At 55.3% G+C, this 17033-nt stretch carries 16 protein-coding genes; 9 read left to right on the forward strand and 7 right to left on the reverse strand.

Annotated elements, in window-relative coordinates:
• Positions 1 to 64: 64 nt before the first annotated feature.
• The 3 genes from IT893_RS02610 to IT893_RS02620 all read left to right on the forward strand — a co-directional run bounded on the left by IT893_RS02610 (position 65) and on the right by IT893_RS02620 (position 3388).
• Positions 65 to 1021: an ABC transporter substrate-binding protein gene (locus IT893_RS02610; RefSeq protein ID WP_040823275.1), complete on the forward strand. Its 957-nt coding sequence runs from the start codon at positions 65 to 67 to the stop codon at positions 1019 to 1021.
• A 102-nt stretch (positions 1022 to 1123) separates the two neighbouring features.
• Positions 1124 to 2179 (forward strand): sugar phosphate isomerase/epimerase, encoded by a 1056-nt coding sequence (locus IT893_RS02615; protein WP_197146732.1) that lies wholly within the window; start codon positions 1124 to 1126, stop codon positions 2177 to 2179.
• 45 nt (positions 2180 to 2224) lie between these two features.
• Positions 2225 to 3388, forward strand: coding sequence for a Gfo/Idh/MocA family protein (locus tag IT893_RS02620; RefSeq protein WP_197146733.1), 1164 nt, complete (start codon positions 2225 to 2227; stop codon positions 3386 to 3388).
• Positions 3389 to 3512: 124 nt separating this feature from the next.
• Here the strand turns inward: IT893_RS02620 and IT893_RS02625 are convergent, their stop codons facing one another.
• The gene (locus IT893_RS02625; protein ID WP_197146734.1) at positions 3513 to 5087 is read right to left on the reverse strand and encodes a hypothetical protein; all 1575 of its coding nucleotides are present in this window, start codon (positions 5085 to 5087) and stop codon (positions 3513 to 3515) included.
• Positions 5088 to 5522: 435 nt separating this feature from the next.
• On the opposite strand from IT893_RS02625, the gene IT893_RS02630 reads away from it, so the two are divergent.
• From IT893_RS02630 to IT893_RS02655, 6 genes are all read left to right on the forward strand, one after another.
• Positions 5523 to 6488, forward strand: a complete 966-nt coding sequence (locus IT893_RS02630; RefSeq protein ID WP_197146735.1) for a D-glycerate dehydrogenase — start codon at positions 5523 to 5525, stop codon at positions 6486 to 6488.
• 206 nt (positions 6489 to 6694) lie between these two features.
• The gene (locus tag IT893_RS02635; protein ID WP_040823277.1) at positions 6695 to 7852 is read left to right on the forward strand and encodes a TRAP transporter substrate-binding protein; all 1158 of its coding nucleotides are present in this window, start codon (positions 6695 to 6697) and stop codon (positions 7850 to 7852) included.
• Between the two features lie 98 nt (positions 7853 to 7950).
• A complete protein-coding gene (locus IT893_RS02640; protein WP_008890025.1) occupies positions 7951 to 8523 on the forward strand; it encodes a TRAP transporter small permease subunit in 573 nt (190 codons plus the stop codon).
• 71 nt (positions 8524 to 8594) lie between these two features.
• Entirely contained in the window at positions 8595 to 10016 is a 1422-nt protein-coding gene (locus IT893_RS02645) for a TRAP transporter large permease subunit (protein ID WP_120225598.1), read from the forward strand.
• Positions 10017 to 10028: 12 nt separating this feature from the next.
• A complete protein-coding gene (locus tag IT893_RS02650; RefSeq protein ID WP_197146736.1) occupies positions 10029 to 11381 on the forward strand; it encodes an amidase in 1353 nt (450 codons plus the stop codon).
• Positions 11381 to 11566: a hypothetical protein gene (locus IT893_RS02655; protein ID WP_008890028.1), complete on the forward strand. Its 186-nt coding sequence runs from the start codon at positions 11381 to 11383 to the stop codon at positions 11564 to 11566. Before IT893_RS02650 ends, IT893_RS02655 begins: the two co-directional genes overlap by 1 nt.
• Positions 11567 to 11676: 110 nt before the next feature.
• Here the strand turns inward: IT893_RS02655 and IT893_RS02660 are convergent, their stop codons facing one another.
• The 6 genes from IT893_RS02660 to doeB form a co-directional block, all read right to left on the reverse strand.
• The gene (locus tag IT893_RS02660; RefSeq protein ID WP_197146737.1) at positions 11677 to 12816 is read right to left on the reverse strand and encodes a sulfotransferase; all 1140 of its coding nucleotides are present in this window, start codon (positions 12814 to 12816) and stop codon (positions 11677 to 11679) included.
• Entirely contained in the window at positions 12813 to 13568 is a 756-nt protein-coding gene (locus IT893_RS02665) for a hypothetical protein (RefSeq protein WP_252724059.1), read from the reverse strand. Before IT893_RS02665 ends, IT893_RS02660 begins: the two co-directional genes overlap by 4 nt.
• Positions 13569 to 13620: 52 nt before the next feature.
• Positions 13621 to 13914 carry a hypothetical protein gene (locus tag IT893_RS02670; RefSeq protein ID WP_252724060.1) on the reverse strand — a complete coding sequence of 98 codons (294 nt, stop codon included), beginning with the start codon at positions 13912 to 13914 and terminating at the stop codon, positions 13621 to 13623.
• An 8-nt stretch (positions 13915 to 13922) separates the two neighbouring features.
• The gene (locus IT893_RS02675; RefSeq protein WP_197146739.1) at positions 13923 to 15329 is read right to left on the reverse strand and encodes an arylsulfotransferase family protein; all 1407 of its coding nucleotides are present in this window, start codon (positions 15327 to 15329) and stop codon (positions 13923 to 13925) included.
• 205 nt (positions 15330 to 15534) lie between these two features.
• Complete coding sequence (locus IT893_RS02680; RefSeq protein ID WP_008890033.1) at positions 15535 to 16026, reverse strand: Lrp/AsnC family transcriptional regulator; 492 nt, start codon at positions 16024 to 16026, stop codon at positions 15535 to 15537.
• 2 nt (positions 16027 to 16028) lie between these two features.
• Complete coding sequence (gene doeB, locus IT893_RS02685; protein WP_120225591.1) at positions 16029 to 17027, reverse strand: N(2)-acetyl-L-2,4-diaminobutanoate deacetylase DoeB; 999 nt, start codon at positions 17025 to 17027, stop codon at positions 16029 to 16031.
• Between the last annotated feature and the right edge of the window lie 6 nt (positions 17028 to 17033).

Raw genomic sequence — 17033 nt, forward strand, 5'->3', positions numbered from 1 at the left:
CCGGCGATCAACGTCCGGGAAGAATGTGAAAACGCATCATTTTTTTGATCAGGAGGAAACGTTGATGAAAACGTTTACAAAATATCTGGGGGCCGCCTGTGTTCTGGGCCTTGGTTTGGCATCGACCGGTGCAATCGCACAGGAAAAGATCAAGATCGGGGTTTCGATCCCGGCAGCGACCCATGGTTGGGCAGGTGGCCTGAACTGGCATGCCGAACAGGCCGAAAAGCGTATTGAGGCAACCTATCCCAATATCGATGTCATTGTGGTCAGCGCGAATGGTGCAACCGAACAGGCAAACGACCTTGAAGATCTGGTGTCGGTTCAGAATATCGACGCTCTGGTCGTCTTGCCGTTTGAATCTGATCCGCTGACCGTTCCGGTCCAGCAGGTCAAACAGGCCGGCAAGTTTGTCACCGTGGTTGACCGTGGTCTTTCGCTTCCGGGGATTGAAGACGTCTATGTTGCGGGCAACAACCCGGAACTTGGCCGTGTTTCGGGCGAATACATCCGTGAACGCCTCAATGACGAAGGCAAGATCGTTGTTCTGCGCGGCATTCCGACCACGATCGACACCGAGCGTGTAGACGCGTTTGTCGAAGCGCTTGACGGCTCGAATATCGAAATCCTTGATATGAAACATGCCAACTGGAACCGTGATGACGGCTATGAAGTGATGCAGGACTTCCTGTCACGCTTCCCGGAAATCAACGCGGTCTGGGCACAGGATGACGACATTGCCCTTGGCGTGATCGAAGCCGTCAAACAGGCTGATCGTACGGACGAGATGTTCATCGTTGGCGGTGCTGGCATGAAAGACATCATCAAACGCGTGATGGATGGCGATGAACTGACCCCGATTGATGTTCTGTATCCGCCGGCAATGATCGCAACTGCGATGGACGTGACCGTTATGAAGTTCACGTCGAACGCGCCGGTTGAAGGTCGCTATATCCTGGGTGCGACCGTTGTTACCCAGGAAAATGCCGAGAACTTCTATTTCCCGGACAGCCCGTTCTAATAGAGCTTTGCTTGGGACAAGCACTCTTGCGTCGGGCGGTCGCCGCCCGACGCAGCCCGATTTCCACTGATTTCCACCAGAACGCAGTTAAAGAGGTCTGAGATGAAAACGCTTAAGGGACCGGCGATCTTTCTGGCGCAATTTGCCGGCGACGAAGCCCCGTTCGACAGTCTTGACGCGATTGGTCGCTGGGCGGCGTCACTCGGCTATAAAGGTGTTCAGATTCCAAGCTGGGACAAGCGCCTGTTTGATGTCGAAAAGGCAGCCGAAAGCAAGGATTACTGTGATGAAGTGATCGGCAAACTGGCACAGCACGGCGTGCAGGTGACCGAACTTTCAACCCATCTTCAGGGCCAGCTTGTGGCGGTTCATCCCGCCTATGACGAGATGTTTGACGGTTTTGCCGTGCCAGAAGTGCGCGGCAATCCAAAGGCGCGTCAGGAATGGGCCGTCAAACAGGTCAAGGCCGCGATCAAGGCTTCGCAACATATGGGAATCAACGCCCATGCAACATTTTCCGGCGCACTGGCCTGGCCGTTTGTTTATCCGTGGCCGCAACGCCCGGCCGGATTGATCGAAACCGCGTTTGACGAACTTGCCAAGCGCTGGACACCGATCCTGAATGCCGCCGACGAGGCGGGTGTTGATGTTTGCTATGAAATCCATCCGGGCGAGGACCTGTTTGACGGGGCGACGTTCGAGATGTTCCTTGAGCGCGTAAAGAACCATCCGCGCGCCAACATCCTGTATGATCCGAGCCACTTCGTGCTGCAGCAGCTTGATTACCTTGATTTCATCGACATTTATGCTGATCGCATCCGGATGTTCCACGTCAAGGATGCCGAGTTCAATCCAACCGGCCGACAGGGTGTCTATTCCGGATATCAGGGCTGGGTCGATCGTGCGGGCCGGTTCAGGTCGCTTGGCGACGGGCAGGTTGATTTTGGCGCCATCTTCTCGAAGCTTGCGGCGATTGATTTTGATGGCTGGGCTGTGCTCGAATGGGAATGCGCGCTCAAACATCCCGAAGACGGTGCCCGCGAAGGGGCCGAATTCATTAAAAACCACATCATTCGTGTGACAGAGAAAGCCTTTGATGACTTTGCCGACGGTGGCACGGACGAGGCGGCCAATCGCCGCATCCTTGGCATCGACTAGCACCATCACGGGCAATACTCGTCCATTTGGACTTTGGAGGCAGATATGAGCAAACAAACATCGCTTGGCCGTCGTTTGCGCCTTGGCATGGTTGGCGGCGGGCAGGGGGCCTTCATCGGGGCCGTTCATCGCATCGCGGCACGACTGGATGATCGCTATGAACTGGTGGCAGGTGCGCTTTCATCCAAGCCCGATGTCGCAGCGGCCTCGGCAGCAGAACTGTTTATCGATCCTGATCGCAGCTATGCCAGTTTTGAAGACATGGCCAAACAGGAAGCTGCGCGTGAAGACGGCATTGATGTCTGCGCGATTGTCACACCCAACCACCTGCATTTCCCGGCCGCCATGGCGATGCTGAATGCCGGTATTCACGTGATTTGCGACAAGCCGCTTTGCATGACCGTCGATGAGGCCGAAAAGATCGCGGCCAAGGTCAAGGAAACCGGCCTTCTGTTTGCCTTGACGCACAACTACACCGCCTATCCGATGGTGCGCGAGGCGCGCCAGATGGTGGCGGATGGCAAGCTTGGCAATATCCGGCTGGTGCAGGTCGAATATCCGCAAGGCTGGATGGCAACCAAGGTCGAGGATACCGATAACAAGCAGGCCAACTGGCGTGCCGATCCGGCCAAGGCCGGGATGGGCGGCGCACTTGGCGATATCGGCACCCATGCGCACAACCTTGCGAACTTTGTGTCTGGCATGACGCCGAGCGAACTTTGTGCCGATGTTGATGCCATCGTCGAGGGTCGCAAGCTTGATGACAATGTGCAGATCCTGATGCGCTATGAAAATGGCGCGCGCGGCATGCTGTGGGCAAGCCAGGTGGCGATTGGCCATGAAAACGGCCTTCGTCTGCGGATCTATGGCGATAAGGGCGGCCTTGAATGGGCGCAGGAACATCCAAACCACATGCATTTCCGCCCGCTTGATGGACGGCCGGAATTGCTGACCCGCGGTGGGGCAGGCATCGGGGCCGAAGGTCTTCATGGTGTGCGTGTGCCGCCGGGGCATCCGGAAGGGTATCTTGAAGGCTTTGCAAACCTTTATAGCGATTTTGCCGATCAGTTGGTTGCGCATCTGACCAATGGAAAGGCCGATGCCGCCGCCATGTTGGTGCCCGGCGTCAAGGAAGGCCTTGAGGGCATGAAATTTGTCGAAGCCGTCGTGCGTTCCGGCCGGGACGGGGCCGTTTGGGTCAAAATGTGATCATTTCGCGCAATCGGGAAATCTGGGGATTTCCGTGTGCGCGAATTCACCATTGAAACGTGTTCTTCCCGTCCGGCGCTCTGTCGGCATTGAGCCGCAGCCTTATTGGTTGCGGCTCTTTTTTTCAGCGCTTGACGAATTCCTTGCCGTCAATGGTCAGAACGCGACCATTGAAGGTGCAGTTTGCACTGCCATTTGGGATGGATGTGCGTTGAAGAATAGCCCCTGATGCAGCGTCGGAATAAATACCTTCGCCGTAATCAAAGCTGATGCTGTTGGCAGAGGTGTTGAAATAGAAGTCGATGTCGAATTGATACTCGCTGCCATACGTACGCTGGCGGAAATGCCCGCTGCCGCTGCCTGATCCATTCATGTCGTATGATGTCAGGCCATTGTCGGCGGTGAAGGTGCCGGTAGCGGTCGTGCAGTCATCGCGCTTTTGCGGCGCTGCAGCTTCGTTTGCGGCCTGCAAGGATTCGGCAAGATCCCTTGCTTCTGCAAGGGCCTGGGCGGCCGCCAGTTCTTCAAGGCGTTTGTCCTCAAGGCGCTGGCGCTCGATCTCGGCCAAGCGTTTGTCGGCAGAAATTCTGGCATCAAGCTCTGCTTCGGAGGCCAGTTTTTCCCCTTTGTAATAGGCACATGTGGTTTTCACATTCGCAGATGGGCCGCAATCGCGCAGACCCACATAGGTATCACGGTTTGCGTAGTCGGAATATTCAACCCAGCTGCCATCGGTGTTGGTGTAGCGTCCTGTTCCAATTGGCTTATCGCCTCTGACACCGCCTTCCCAGTAAGAGCCACTTCGTTGCGTAAGCTTGCCCGATTTGGGAACGCCTGCATCATAGTCACCGGTAAAGGTTTTGCCGTTGCCCCATCGTGTTGTGTCGTTTGGCTTAAAATCCATGGTTTCCCGGTTTATAGTGCCGGGTGTTTCGCCGCCGTCAGGCAAGATAAAGTTGCCAGAAATTTCGGTCGGTGTGATTTCTGCCTTGGTAATCTTGACGATCTCTTCGCCTTTTTTGCGAATGCCGACAATGCCTTGGCCATCGGTGCGAATTTCACCACGCGCCTGTTCACCGTGATACTCAAGCTGCCAGCCGTCGCCACGTTGAATGACGATGGGTCCGTAAAGCATATCGATGTGAATGATCTTGTTTGCGAAGGGAAATACGTCAGAGAACAGAGTTTGGCTTGTTTGTTTGATTGTGTCTTTAAACAAGCCGTATTCTCCGTCCAGCATGACCATCGTACCTGCGTCAACGCTCACCGGGCCATTAAACACAATAACGCCATCATGTTCGACGCGAACCTGATAGTTCCCGGGCCATAATTGCGCGACATGACGCTGACCGGGGGCGACCATTGTGGCGCTGTAGGGTTTGAAATTCGGATTGTCGGTCGATCCGGTGACATACATGTTCCAGTAATCTGGCATGAGACCGTCGGGATCGACCTGAAATGACAGCGCACCCCAGGGAAGTTTGGATTTCGCAAGTTTCGTGTCGGAAGTCTGTTCGACCTTCTGCGAACTTGAGGGTGCAGATGTGGTGGAGTTTGAAGCGCCTGATATACTGGAAAGCAAATCCGAGCCAATACTGGTCAAATCAGTTGTCTGGCATCCTGCGAGCAAAAAGCTTGCGGCAAGTAACAGACTTCCAGCGGTAAACGATGATTTTGTGAGTTTGGTTTGACCCTGCATTAAAGCCCCCTGATGCAGACCCTGATCAGGGTATTTGGGCAGAAAATTTAAATTCTGAAAAGTGAATTTAGCCTGCACGCTGGCTTTTTGGTTGCGCCTTAAAAAGGCAGTTCATCGCCAAATACTGACCGTTCAGAACGGCTTTTGCGCAACGCTGCGTAAGAGGGAACGCGAATGTATACTTTTGGGTGATGAAAGGCCTGACTGGTGTGCGGGGCAAAATCCAGGCCATAAATTCAATTTTTAATGAATAGAATCAGAAGCTTGTTGAGCCTTTTACGCGCGTGATTGCGGCGTAATGCGCCCCATGGTTTTCCACGAAGTGAAAAAGACTTGCTGCTTGGTTGATCCCCTATTGCTGGATTTTCCGTAAAGGTGTTTCCTAGGATCATAAAAAATAAGACTACTTTCAGGGAATTTACCGGGAGCGTCCGCATGCCCGAGAAGCCAAAGCTTCTGATAACGCGACGATTGCGTGATGCCGTTCAGGCACGCGCCGCGCGGGACTATCAGGTTCTGACCAATGCCGAAGATCGCGTGTTCACGCGTGAAGAGCTCATTGAAAAGTGCCAGCAGGTCGATGCTGTCCTGCCGTGCCATTCCGAGCATTTTTCGGCTGATGTCATTGCCGAACTGCCCAAGCGCCTCAAGATCATTGCCAATCATTCTGTCGGGGTGGATCACGTTGATCTGGCCGCGGCGAAGGATGCCGGGATTGTTGTGACCAACACGCCCGATGTGCTGTCGGATGCCACGGCCGAGATTGCCATGCTGTGCATGCTCGGTGCGGCGCGTCGCGGGGCCGAGGGAGATGCGATGGTGCGGGCCGGGAAGTGGGATTTCTGGTCGCCGGCCTTTATGGTCGGGCGTCAGGTCACCGGCAAGCGGTTTGGTGTGCTGGGCATGGGACGGGTTGGTCAGGTCGCGGCCGAACGGGCACGCGGATTTGGCATGGAAGTCCATTACCACAACCGCAAGCCACTGCCCGATCATATGGCCAAGGGGGCGATTTTCCACGAGACGGTCGAAGACCTGTTTGCCCATTCCGACGTGTTGTCACTGCATTGCCCTTCAACGCCAGAAACAAAAGGCATCATCAACAGCAAGACAATTGCGATGCTGCCCGACCGCGCGATCCTTGTGAATACAGCGCGTGGCAACCTGGTGGATGAGGATGCGCTTGTGGCCGCCCTTGAGAGCGGAAAGCTGTTTGCAGCAGGCCTTGATGTGTTTTGCAACGAACCCGGTGGAAATCAACGGATTAGCGCGTTGAATAACGTCTTTCTGTTACCACATATAGGGTCTGCTACAGAAGAAACGCGTGATGCCATGGGGTTTCGCGCACTTGATAACCTTGATGCCTATTTTCAGGGGAAAGAACCCGGCGACCGGGTGGCGTAGAAGGCGGGAAGACTGCCTGCGTCCAGTTTGTTGAAGTCTTTAACAATAACAAAATGCGCGCCGTTTTTGCGGTCCCGGAACGGACCAAGCGCATCAAAAATGGTCTTGGATATCAAGATCAGGGGCTTTTGAAGGCTGACAGTTACCGATTGTTTCCCGCCAATGGTGGACGGCAAACAACGGTATATCTGGGAGGAAAAATGGAAATGAAAACCAAATCTGAAGACGTGAAGTCCAAGGAAGTATCCCGTCGTTCGTTCCTGACCAAAGGGGCGACCGGGGTTGTGGCGGGTGGTGCTGCGGCAACCGGGATGTTTGCCGCACCGGCTGTCCACGCGCAGCCGGCACCGATGGTTCTGAAGATGCAGACTTCCTGGCCGTCATCCGACATCTGGATGACCTTTGCCCAGCAGTATGTTGATCGTGTTGAAGCCATGTCGGGTGGTCGTCTGAAAATCGACCTTCTGCCGGCGGGTGCTGTTGTTGCTGCCTTCCAGGTTCTTGATGGCGTCAATGACGGCGTGATTGATATCGCCCATTCCGTGCCGGTTTACTGGTACGGTAAAAACAAGGCGGCATCGCTGTTTGGTACCGGTCCGGTGTTTGGTGGTTCCGCAACCACCATGCTGAGCTGGTTCTATGCTGGCGGTGGTGAAGAGTTCTATCGCGAACTGACCCAGGATGTGATGGGTCTGGATGTTGTTGGTCTTCTTGGCTTCCCGATGCCAGCACAGCCGTTTGGCTGGTTCAAGGAGCAGGTCAACACCGTTGCCGATATCGAAGGCTTCAAATACCGCACCGTGGGTCTGGCAGCAGACCTTCTGCAGTCGATGGGCATGTCGGTCGCACAGCTTCCGGGTGGCGAGATTGTGCCTGCGATGGAGCGTGGCGTGATTGACGCGTTCGAATTCAACAACCCGTCGTCTGACATGCGCTTTGGCGCACAGGATGTTGCGAAGAACTACTATCTGTCTTCGTACCATCAGGCATCGGAAAGCTTCGAGTTCCTGTTCAACAAATCCCTGATGGAAGACCTTGAGCCGGATCTGCAGGCGATCCTGCGTCACTCTGTCGAGGCGGCGTCGACTTCGAACACGGCGCTTGCAATGGACAACTATTCCTCGGATCTGCAGAAATTGCAGGATGAGGGCGTAGAAGTTCACCGGACCTCGAAAGAGATCCTGGCCGCACAGCTTGAAGCCTGGGACAAACTGATCCCGACACTTGAAGAAGATCCGTTCATGAAACGGGTTCTCGACAGCCAGCGTGCCTGGGTCGAACGTGTGACCTTCTATGAACTGATGAACTCGCCTGATTATCAGCTCGCTTATGAACACTACTTCCCGGGCAAACTGAAACTCTGATCCCTGTTTAGGATTTCAGTGTTTTGATGATCCTGACTGCTCCGTTGGCCTGATCTTTTGGCTGGCGGAGCAGTCAATACGCGAACGGACAGGATTTCATGATTGGATTTATTGAATTCGCGGACAAGCTTTCGGCCTGGTTTGGCAAGGCCTTTGGCTGGTTGATTATCCTCATGACGCTTGGCATGAGCTATGAGGTGGCATCGCGATACCTATTTAATGCGCCAACCACATGGTCGCTTGATGTGTCATTTATCATGTATGGCACATTGTTCATGATGGGTGGGGCCTATACCCTGTCTCGTGGCGGGCATGTCCGCGGCGATTTCCTTTATCGTCTGTGGAAACCCACAACCCAGGCCAAGGTTGATCTGGTTCTTTATATCTTCTTCTTCTTCCCGGGTGTGACCGCCCTGATCCTGTCGGGCTGGAAATATGCCGCCCGTTCTTGGGGCTATGGGGAAGTAAGCGTGAACAGCCCGGCGGGTGTTCCGATCTTTCAATTCAAGGCAGTGATTGTCGCAGCCGGCATTCTTTTGTTCATCCAGGGCATCGCACAGGTGATGCGCTGCATTTTGTGTATCCGTGAAGGGTACTGGCGCAATGCAGATGATGATGTTCAGGAAACCGAAGAATTGCTGATGAAGCAAAAAGTGGCCAAGGAAGACTGATCCCATGACGATCAAGATCAACCAGAACGCTGAGCCATACGCGATACACGCCCCCGAACGGAGCAGCCAACGTGATTGACGCACATGTCGCCCTGATGATGCTGGGCATCTTTATTATACTGGTATTCCTCGGTTTCCCGGTTGCCTTTACCCTGATGGCGCTTGGCATCGGGTTTGGATATTACGCTTATTTCGATGCAGGCCGCATGTGGCGGGCCTTTGACCGGCTGGCTGAGGACAGCGAAACCCTGACCTCGGTGATAACGTGGTTCGAAGGGGCGTTTAACAACCGAATATTCGATTTGTTCATCAACCAGACATACACGGTGATGTCGAACGAAGTTCTGACCGCCGTGCCGTTGTTCCTGTTCATGGGCTATATCGTTGAACGCGCCAATATCGTGAACCGGCTGTTTGGCACCCTTAACATTGCGGCGCGTAACATTCCCGGATCGCTTGGCGTTGCCGCCCTGATTACCTGTGCGCTGTTTGCAACCGCAACCGGGATTGTCGGCGCGGTGGTGACACTCATGGGGATGCTGGCGCTGCCTGCGATGCTTAAGGCGCGCTATGACAAAAGCTTTGCATCGGGCATCATTTGCGCTGGCGGGACGCTGGGCATTCTGATCCCGCCGTCGATCATGCTGATTGTTTATGCCGCGGCGTCGGGGGTTTCGATCGTGCGGCTTTATGCCGGGGCGCTGTTGCCGGGCCTGACGCTTGTTGGTTTGTATCTTTTGTACGTCATGGGGCGTGCAATGTTGCAGCCAAAGGCAGCCCCCCGTCCGACTACCGAGGAAATTCCGGAAGTGCCGTTGCCGAAAGTCCTTTGGATGCTGGCAACCTCGTTCTTCCCGCTGGCCTTCCTGATTTTGGCGGTTCTGGGATCGATCCTGTTTGGTCTTGCGACCCCGACCGAGGCGGCGTCCATCGGTGCGCTTGGCGGGATGTTGCTGGCGGCGGCTTATCGGGCGCTGACCTTTGATCGCCTGCGCGAATCGGTTTATCTGACGGTGCGGACCTCGGCGATGGTGTGCTGGCTGTTTGTTGGGTCCTATACGTTCTCGTCGGTGTTCTCTTATCTTGGTGGTGAACATGTGATTGCCGAGTTTGTCGGTGGTCTGGACCTGACACCGCTTCAGTTCCTGTTGCTCGCGCAGTTGATCATCTTCCTTCTGGGCTGGCCGCTGGAATGGTCGGAGATCATCATCATCTTCGTTCCGATCTTCCTGCCGCTTCTGCCGCTGTTTGATATCGATCCGCTGTTCTTTGGTATTCTGGTGGCGCTGAACCTGCAGACCTCGTTCCTGACCCCGCCCATGGCGATGTCGGCCTATTACCTTAAGGGGGTGGCGCCCAGCGGGATATTGTTGACCGATATCTTCAAGGGGATCATGCCATTCCTGTTCATGGTGATTGTCAGCATGGTTCTGATGTACGCCTTCCCGCAAATCGTGTTCCATTTGCCAGATCTGTTCTATGGCGCACGTTAAGGGAGGGATGAGATGAGTAATATCAACCCGCTACTGACACTTGAAGTTGTCGAACTGCGCGACCGCCTTGCCAGCGGGGCGGTGCGCGCGGTCGAATATGTCGAAGCCTGCCTGGCGCGCATTGCCGAGATCGAGCCACAGGTTCAGGCATGGGCATGGCTTGATAGCGATCATGCGATTGCCCAGGCCCGTGCCCTTGATGCGCGGCGTCAATCCGGTGCGCCGATTGGTCCGTTGCACGGGCTTCCTGTCGGCCTTAAAGACGTGATTGATACCGCCAAGATCCCGACTGAAAACGGCACCGTCCTTGATAAGGGGCGGGTGCCGGAAGAAGACGCGGTTCTGGTATCACGGCTTAAGGCAGCCGGTGCCATCATTATGGGCAAGACGGTTTCGACCGAGCTTGCCTTTATGCATCCGTCCAAAACGCGCAACCCGCATAACCCGGATCATACACCCGGTGGATCATCGGCCGGGTCGGCAGCGGCGGTGGCAGCAGCCATGGTGCCGCTTGCCGTGGGGACGCAAACCGGTGGATCGGTTATTCGACCGGCATCGTTTTGCGGGGTTGTCGGGTTCAAGCCGACCTTTGGTGCGATTGCCCGGACCGGCGTTCTCAGCCAAAGCCCGAGCCTTGATACAATTGGTGTTTTCGCCAATTCGATCACCGGGGCGGCGATGGTGGCCGAAAGCCTGTTTGGATATGACGCAGGGGACCCGGCAACAGAACCGAGCCCGACACCAAGACTGGTCGATATCGCCAAAAGCGATCCTTTGGTCACGCCGATGTTTGCCTTTGTCCGTCCGCCGCAATTTGACGAGGTCGCGGACAAGGAAACCATCATGGCGTTTCGCGAAATTACCGAAATGCTGGGCGATCAATGTTTCGAGGCCCCGTTGCCCAAGGCATTTGAAGATGCAAATGCCCTGCGGGCCCGGATCAACTTTGCCGAAATGGCCAAGGATTATTACGGTTATGAAAAGCGTGGCCGTGATCACCTGTCGCCGGAAATCCTCGAGGCCATCGACAAGGGCAATGACGTCAAGGCGCGCGATTATCTGGCGGCCCTTGACTGGCGCAAGGTCCTGAATGCCGGGCTAGACGAAGTGTTCAATCGCTGTGATGCGATCATCACGCCTGCGGCCACGGGCCCGGCACCGGCCAACCATCAGACCACCGGCAACCCGATCTTTAACGGGTTGTGGACGTTCTGCGGAACGCCTGCCGTGACCATCCCGCTTTTGTGGTCAGAAGGCGGGATGCCGATGGGCGTGCAGCTTGTTGGTCGCATTGGCGATGATGCGCGTTTGATGCGGACCGCCAACTGGTTGAAATCACATCTCAGCAGTCAGGAGAACGCATAATGGAAAACAGTCTTTTGAACCGTGCCATGGCACTTCTGTCCTTTGCTGTGCTTGTCGGATTTGTCGGCATTCTTGTGGGCTATGTCACCCGCTTTGACCTTGCGTTGATCGTGGCACTGACGGTGGGTCTTGCCGGGTGGGATATGTGGCATGTCGCCATGGGCAACAAGGAAGACAAACACTGATCTGACGGGGAGAACCCCTGAAGATGCAAGCAAACTTGCGGGACAGGATGATGATGATCCTGTCCCGCTTTTTTATTTGGCGGTGTTCGCGTGGGCCGGGTCACGCGGTATCAAACAGATACCGCGTCATAGCCAAACCGTTTGGCGGCGATCTTTGTGATGTCGCGGATCAGGGCAATTTCACCCTCATCGAATTTCGGCCGGTAATAGTCCGGGGCATGAATGGTCGGCGCGACACGATCAATCAGGGGCCCGGCATCATCCAGTTCGACATGGTCAAACAGGGATGCGAGTTGTTTGGCCGGGTCGGCGACCAGGTCTTCATAGCGCACGACCAGTGTCGCCTTTGCCAGATCCTTGTTCACGATCATCCGGTCGGCCAGATAATGATGCAGGTTGGACCAGTAGCGCGCCCAGCCTTCAATCTCATCGCCATTGGTCCAGAGCTTCATGATCGCGAAGGTTTCGTGCAAATCGCCGGTATTGATCGGGCGACGGTCCAGCCCGAATTCGTAATGGCCGACGCGCTGCATATGGGCGATGGCGCGCGGGTTGTCGGCTTCGCCCGCGCAGAACAGTTTATGCTGCTTGATCAAGGATGCGATATGCCAAACCGGATCGCGCACCGGTAAGACAAACCGGGCATCGGGGAAAATCGACAGCAGATATTCCATCCGCGTGACCAGATAATTGGCCTTGGACACATAACGCTGGCCGCCCCGAACATGGATCAGTTTGCGAATGTGATCGCGGTAAAACTGTTCAAAACCCGGGTTGCTGATATGGCCATCGAGAACGTTGCTTTTGCCGATTTCATGCAGATTGTTGAAAAAGGCCATCCAGATCATTTCCTCGAACGCTTCGGGGCTTTCGGGGGTGACATTGATGCCATCTGCATGGGTGCGTTCGACCGCGACGTTTTTCTTGCCGGGTGCCAGATCGACAAAGCGGTTCCACAGCCAGGGCGTGAAAACAGGCGGATAATCGCGATAGCGATGGGTCGCCGCATCCGCGTGCCCGGCCAGTGTTTCGAGCAAAATGGTGCTGCCCGATCGGGCAAGACCGGCGATAAATATCGGCTTTTCGATCCGGATATCTTCAATGGCGTCGGCGGCCAGTCTGGTTTCGAAATTGCCCAGCCGGATCCAGTGTTGCGGGTGGCGCGATACCAGCCCGCTTAGCCAGTGATCCCAGCCAGATACATGAAACGCATTGCTGTTTGATGCCTGTTTCGCGGTCGCATTGGTCATTCGATCCGAAACCCTTTCTTGATCGCAAGTGACCCCAGCAACAGGCTTACGAAAAATGTCAGCTCCCACCCGCGGGCCCAGTCCGGACCGGCAGAGAGGATTTCCTGACTTTGCAGGGCAAAGCGAAGCTGTGTGACCGGGGTGTCATCGGGCAAATAACCCGCCGGATTGCCGATCAGGCTGTTCCACCAGACTTTATGATGCATGACCGGAATGGGGGCTGCTGCCTCGACGATATGGCTGTGTCCTTCGATATGTCCGGGGATCTGGACAATGGGGCAGGCGCCGGTGATGGCATCAGGATTGCCGCCGATCTGTTCGATCTCAGTATCCTTGGGTTCTACGTCGATCTGAACCGGTTCGCCGGGCGGCGGGCAGCTATATCCGTATTGCCCGTCCAGCCAGACAATCAGGGCAAGGGCGGGAAGGGATGCCACAACCGCCGGGCCGATGACAAAGCCGACCAGTTTGAAGGATTTGGCAAGCTGCGCCTTGGCAAGTTGCATGCCCTGCCCGAAATCCTCGCCATCGTCATCGGACATGGCGCGCTGGGCTGCCTTGACTTCGGCCTTTACCTGCTTGATGCGGGTTTGCGGCGAGATCAGGCGATATAAAACCATGGAAACGCCAGCACAGATCAAAGCCCAGATCAGCACCCGGCCAAAAGGACCAATGGCCGTGGCCATCAGGTCATCAAGGGCGGCAAATGCCGGGGCGGGCCAATCAAATAGTCCCATGGCAAATAATCCCATGGCGAACATTCCCGAGGCGGATCATCCGGTTTGATTTCATCTGCCTGCCCATTCAGGAATTTTGATGTTCTGATGCGTTGGCGGTCGCAGGCTTTGCCGCGCGGTTGGCCTTGCGTTTGCGCATCATCTTGCGAAGCGGCCACATCAACACAAAACCGACCGCAACGACGATTGCCGCCAAAACTGCCCACAAGGCGGAAAGCAGGCTAAGTCCGGCACCCGGCCCGACATAGGCGTGTGCGGGAAAGGCAATCAGCATCATCGCGCCCGCAAGCGTTACAGTGCCAATGGTCAGAAACGTCTGGGATTGTTTGGCTTTAGATGCCGGAATTATTGAGCTGTTCATTTGCGGTTTCATTGTGCTTCTCCTGCGTTGGAGGTGCCTGTATTCGGGGCGGGGGCGGTAGTGCGAAACAGGTCGGCACGCGCATCGCTGATGCGTTCGGCCTGTGAGACGACGGGGACGAGTTTCTTGCCGGGATTGTCGGGATCATCGCGGCGGATCGGGTTGTGGAATTCCCAAACGATTTCGCCGCTGTCGGTGACTTCCAGCAGACGACCGCCACTTGATTCCGTAATCAGGGTATTGCCATTGGCCAGACGTTGCTGATCAGCGCGAATGTTGCTGTCAAATTTCTGATCGGCGTTGCCCTTGTATTGCCAGGTAATGGCATTTGTTTGCGGATCGATTTGCAGAATGCGCGAGAACCCAGCATCGGGATCGGCAAACTGTCCCTGGTTATCGAACAAAAGGATTTCGCCATTGGGCAGAACGTCCGGGTCATGTTGGCCCAGCCACGGCCCACGGGTGGCCCAGGTGATCTTTTCCGCATCCATATCCAGAACGGCAATGATGCCAAGATCGCGGAAGGACAGAACGACGTCACCCGCCTTGCCATAGGCAAAGTTGGCGGCTGTTTTGTCGTCGATCAACTGGATCGTGTTGGTATGAAGGATGTCCTCGTTGGCGAAATAGGGGGCAAAATCAACCATGTTGGCGTAGTTGGACTTGATCAGCGCATCAAGGATCGAGACGCGTTTGATCTCCTTGCCATCGGGCGACAGGATCACGGCAAAATCATCAAGGCGCGGCGGCCTGAGTTGTTTGCGATTGGGATAGGTGTTGAACCGGAATTCCTGTGTCAGCGCATAGACACGCCCATCATCGGCGATGGAAAAATCATGATGCGCGGTGCCAAGATATTTCCAGATCGGTTTTGAATTGCGATCAATCTTGGCCATGCCATAGCCATAGGGCGTATCGCCAGCCGCGGTATACTGGACAATCAGATTGCCATCCGGCGCCATCTTGGCCGTATGCCAATGCATGAATTCATCTTTTTGCGGATTGGCGATCGGCGATGTTTCATCGTGAATGGCACTGAACGGCATCCGCCATTCATGGACGATGTTGCCATCCATATCGATCAGAACCGCATGCGGCCCATCGCCCGATGAATAAAGTGTCAGGCCAGCCAGTGCCTTGTCCTGGTCGTGGATGATGACACCGACTTCATCGGTGCGGGCCGGTGACCAGAAATCAAGCCGTTCGACATCGGTATATTTGGTACGTTGTTCCCAAAGTGCTGTTCCGGCACGCCAGGCATTTTTCAGAGACTGGTACGGCGGGACTTCCGCCAGCACCACAAACGCGCCAAGCCCAAAGCTGATCGCGGCAATTCCGATCACAGAAGCTGTGAGAAACAGGCGATCACCGGTATTGGTGGTGTTGGACTCTTCGTAGTGACGAGTATCAGGCACGCATAACCTCCGTGTATTTTGACAGAAAGGTTACGCAGACGTGCGGGCAAATTTACGGCGATTTTATCGGTAATTGCGGCGAATTGGTCCGCAATTAGCCGCGAATTCGCCTTAAACGTTAATTGTTAATATGAACAATCATACCGCTTTTTTGGGGCGAGGATGCAGACGGAGCAGGAAAATGATCCTGCCCGCTGGTTCGGTTTTATTTGCGTTCGGGGGGCTCGACCAGATTTTCAATCGGGGTGATTGAGGTGGTTTTGACCTTTTTGGTGACGATATAGGTGAAATAGCGGTCGATCCCGATATTGGACACCAAAAGCCGGTCGATCAGACGTTGATAGGCATCAACGTCATGACACAGTACCTTGAGCATGTAATCGACCCCGCCGCCAAGCGCATAGCATTCGACGATTTCGGGGATATCCTGAACAGCGCGTTCGAAAATCTGGAAATCATCATGCTGGTGATGACGGAGCGTTACTTCGGTCAGAACCAGTGTCGGTTTGACCAGTTTTTCCAGATTGATATGGGCGTGATACCCCGAAATAACGCCAAGGTCTTCGAGGCGTTTGAGCCGTTCCCAGCACGGGCTTGGCGAAAGGTTCACCGCCTCGGCCAGTTTGACCTTGGTGATGCGCCCTTCGCGTTGCAGGGTTTTGAGGATTTTCAGATCGAGCTCATCAAGCCGGACCATGGTCAGAGCACCTCGGCAATCACAATCAAACAGTCACCCGTTTTGATCAGGCCCTGGAAATGGCGGCACGAAACGATGCCTTCACGCGGGGCATAATATTCGCGCGGCGGGGTGCCTGTGCGTTCGACATCATAGATACGCGCGATCAGATCGCCTTCCTTGACCCTATCGCCCAGATCAACACACGGCTCATACAGGCCGGATGCCTCGGATGCGACAAAGCAACGGTCATCGGGCATATCAAGCATGGTTGTTCCGGTCGGGCTTGGTTCAATTTCACCCTTGAGGATACCGGCATGAATAAGGATGTTGCGCACACCACGATCGGCAATTGCGACACGTTCGGCCGTGGTTGAACCGCCGCCACCCAGTTCGGTGGTGACAAAGGTTTTGCCAGCTTCTTCGACCACGGTGTCAAACATGCCAACCGCATCCAGTTCGAGCATCATCATCGAATAGGGCGCACCGAATGCCTTCATGGCCGCGACACAGCGTGCTTCCTGTTCCTTGTCGGGCAGGACGTGGGCGGCTGCGAACGGGATGAAATCAAGCGTCTTGCCGCCGGAATGGATATCAAGAACGATATCGGCCTCGGGCACGAGATAGCGGAAGATATAATCGGCGATCTTTTGCGTCACCGTACCATCGGGTTTGCCCGGGAAGGAGCGGTTCATGTTGCCCGCATCAATCGGGGATGTCCGAGATGCACTGCGAAAAGCCGGGTAGTTCATGGCGGGCAGAATGATCACACGACCGGTGATTTCACCAGCTGAGAGGGATTCTGCCAGTTTGAACAGCGATACCAGGCCTTCATATTCGTCGCCATGGTTGCCGCCGGTCAGAAGGGCGGTGGGGCCATTGCCATTGCGGACCACGGTGATCGGGATCATCACGGCACCCCACGCGGAATCATCACGCGAATAGGGCAGCTTCAGAAAGCCGTGGTGAATGCCATCCTGATCAAGCGGGATTGTCGGGCTGATGGGCGATGGTTTTGTCATGGTCGT

Origin of the sequence: Thalassospira sp. A40-3 (genome assembly GCF_015871485.1) — a bacterium.
Classification (GTDB): Bacteria; Pseudomonadota; Alphaproteobacteria; order Rhodospirillales; family Thalassospiraceae; genus Thalassospira; species Thalassospira tepidiphila.

Coding starts and splice junctions, on each gene's coding strand:
- IT893_RS02610 (WP_040823275.1), top strand. CDS start 65: ATGAAAACGTTTACAAAATATCTGGGGGCCGCCTGTGTTCTGGGCCTT.
- IT893_RS02615 (WP_197146732.1), top strand. CDS start 1,124: ATGAAAACGCTTAAGGGACCGGCGATCTTTCTGGCGCAATTTGCCGGC.
- IT893_RS02620 (WP_197146733.1), top strand. CDS start 2,225: ATGAGCAAACAAACATCGCTTGGCCGTCGTTTGCGCCTTGGCATGGTT.
- IT893_RS02625 (WP_197146734.1), bottom strand. CDS start 5,087: ATGCAGGGTCAAACCAAACTCACAAAATCATCGTTTACCGCTGGAAGT.
- IT893_RS02630 (WP_197146735.1), top strand. CDS start 5,523: ATGCCCGAGAAGCCAAAGCTTCTGATAACGCGACGATTGCGTGATGCC.
- IT893_RS02635 (WP_040823277.1), top strand. CDS start 6,695: ATGAAAACCAAATCTGAAGACGTGAAGTCCAAGGAAGTATCCCGTCGT.
- IT893_RS02640 (WP_008890025.1), top strand. CDS start 7,951: ATGATTGGATTTATTGAATTCGCGGACAAGCTTTCGGCCTGGTTTGGC.
- IT893_RS02650 (WP_197146736.1), top strand. CDS start 10,029: ATGAGTAATATCAACCCGCTACTGACACTTGAAGTTGTCGAACTGCGC.
- IT893_RS02655 (WP_008890028.1), top strand. CDS start 11,381: ATGGAAAACAGTCTTTTGAACCGTGCCATGGCACTTCTGTCCTTTGCT.
- IT893_RS02660 (WP_197146737.1), bottom strand. CDS start 12,816: ATGACCAATGCGACCGCGAAACAGGCATCAAACAGCAATGCGTTTCAT.
- IT893_RS02665 (WP_252724059.1), bottom strand. CDS start 13,568: ATGGGATTATTTGCCATGGGACTATTTGATTGGCCCGCCCCGGCATTT.
- IT893_RS02670 (WP_252724060.1), bottom strand. CDS start 13,914: ATGAACAGCTCAATAATTCCGGCATCTAAAGCCAAACAATCCCAGACG.
- IT893_RS02680 (WP_008890033.1), bottom strand. CDS start 16,026: ATGGTCCGGCTTGATGAGCTCGATCTGAAAATCCTCAAAACCCTGCAA.
- doeB (WP_120225591.1), bottom strand. CDS start 17,027: ATGACAAAACCATCGCCCATCAGCCCGACAATCCCGCTTGATCAGGAT.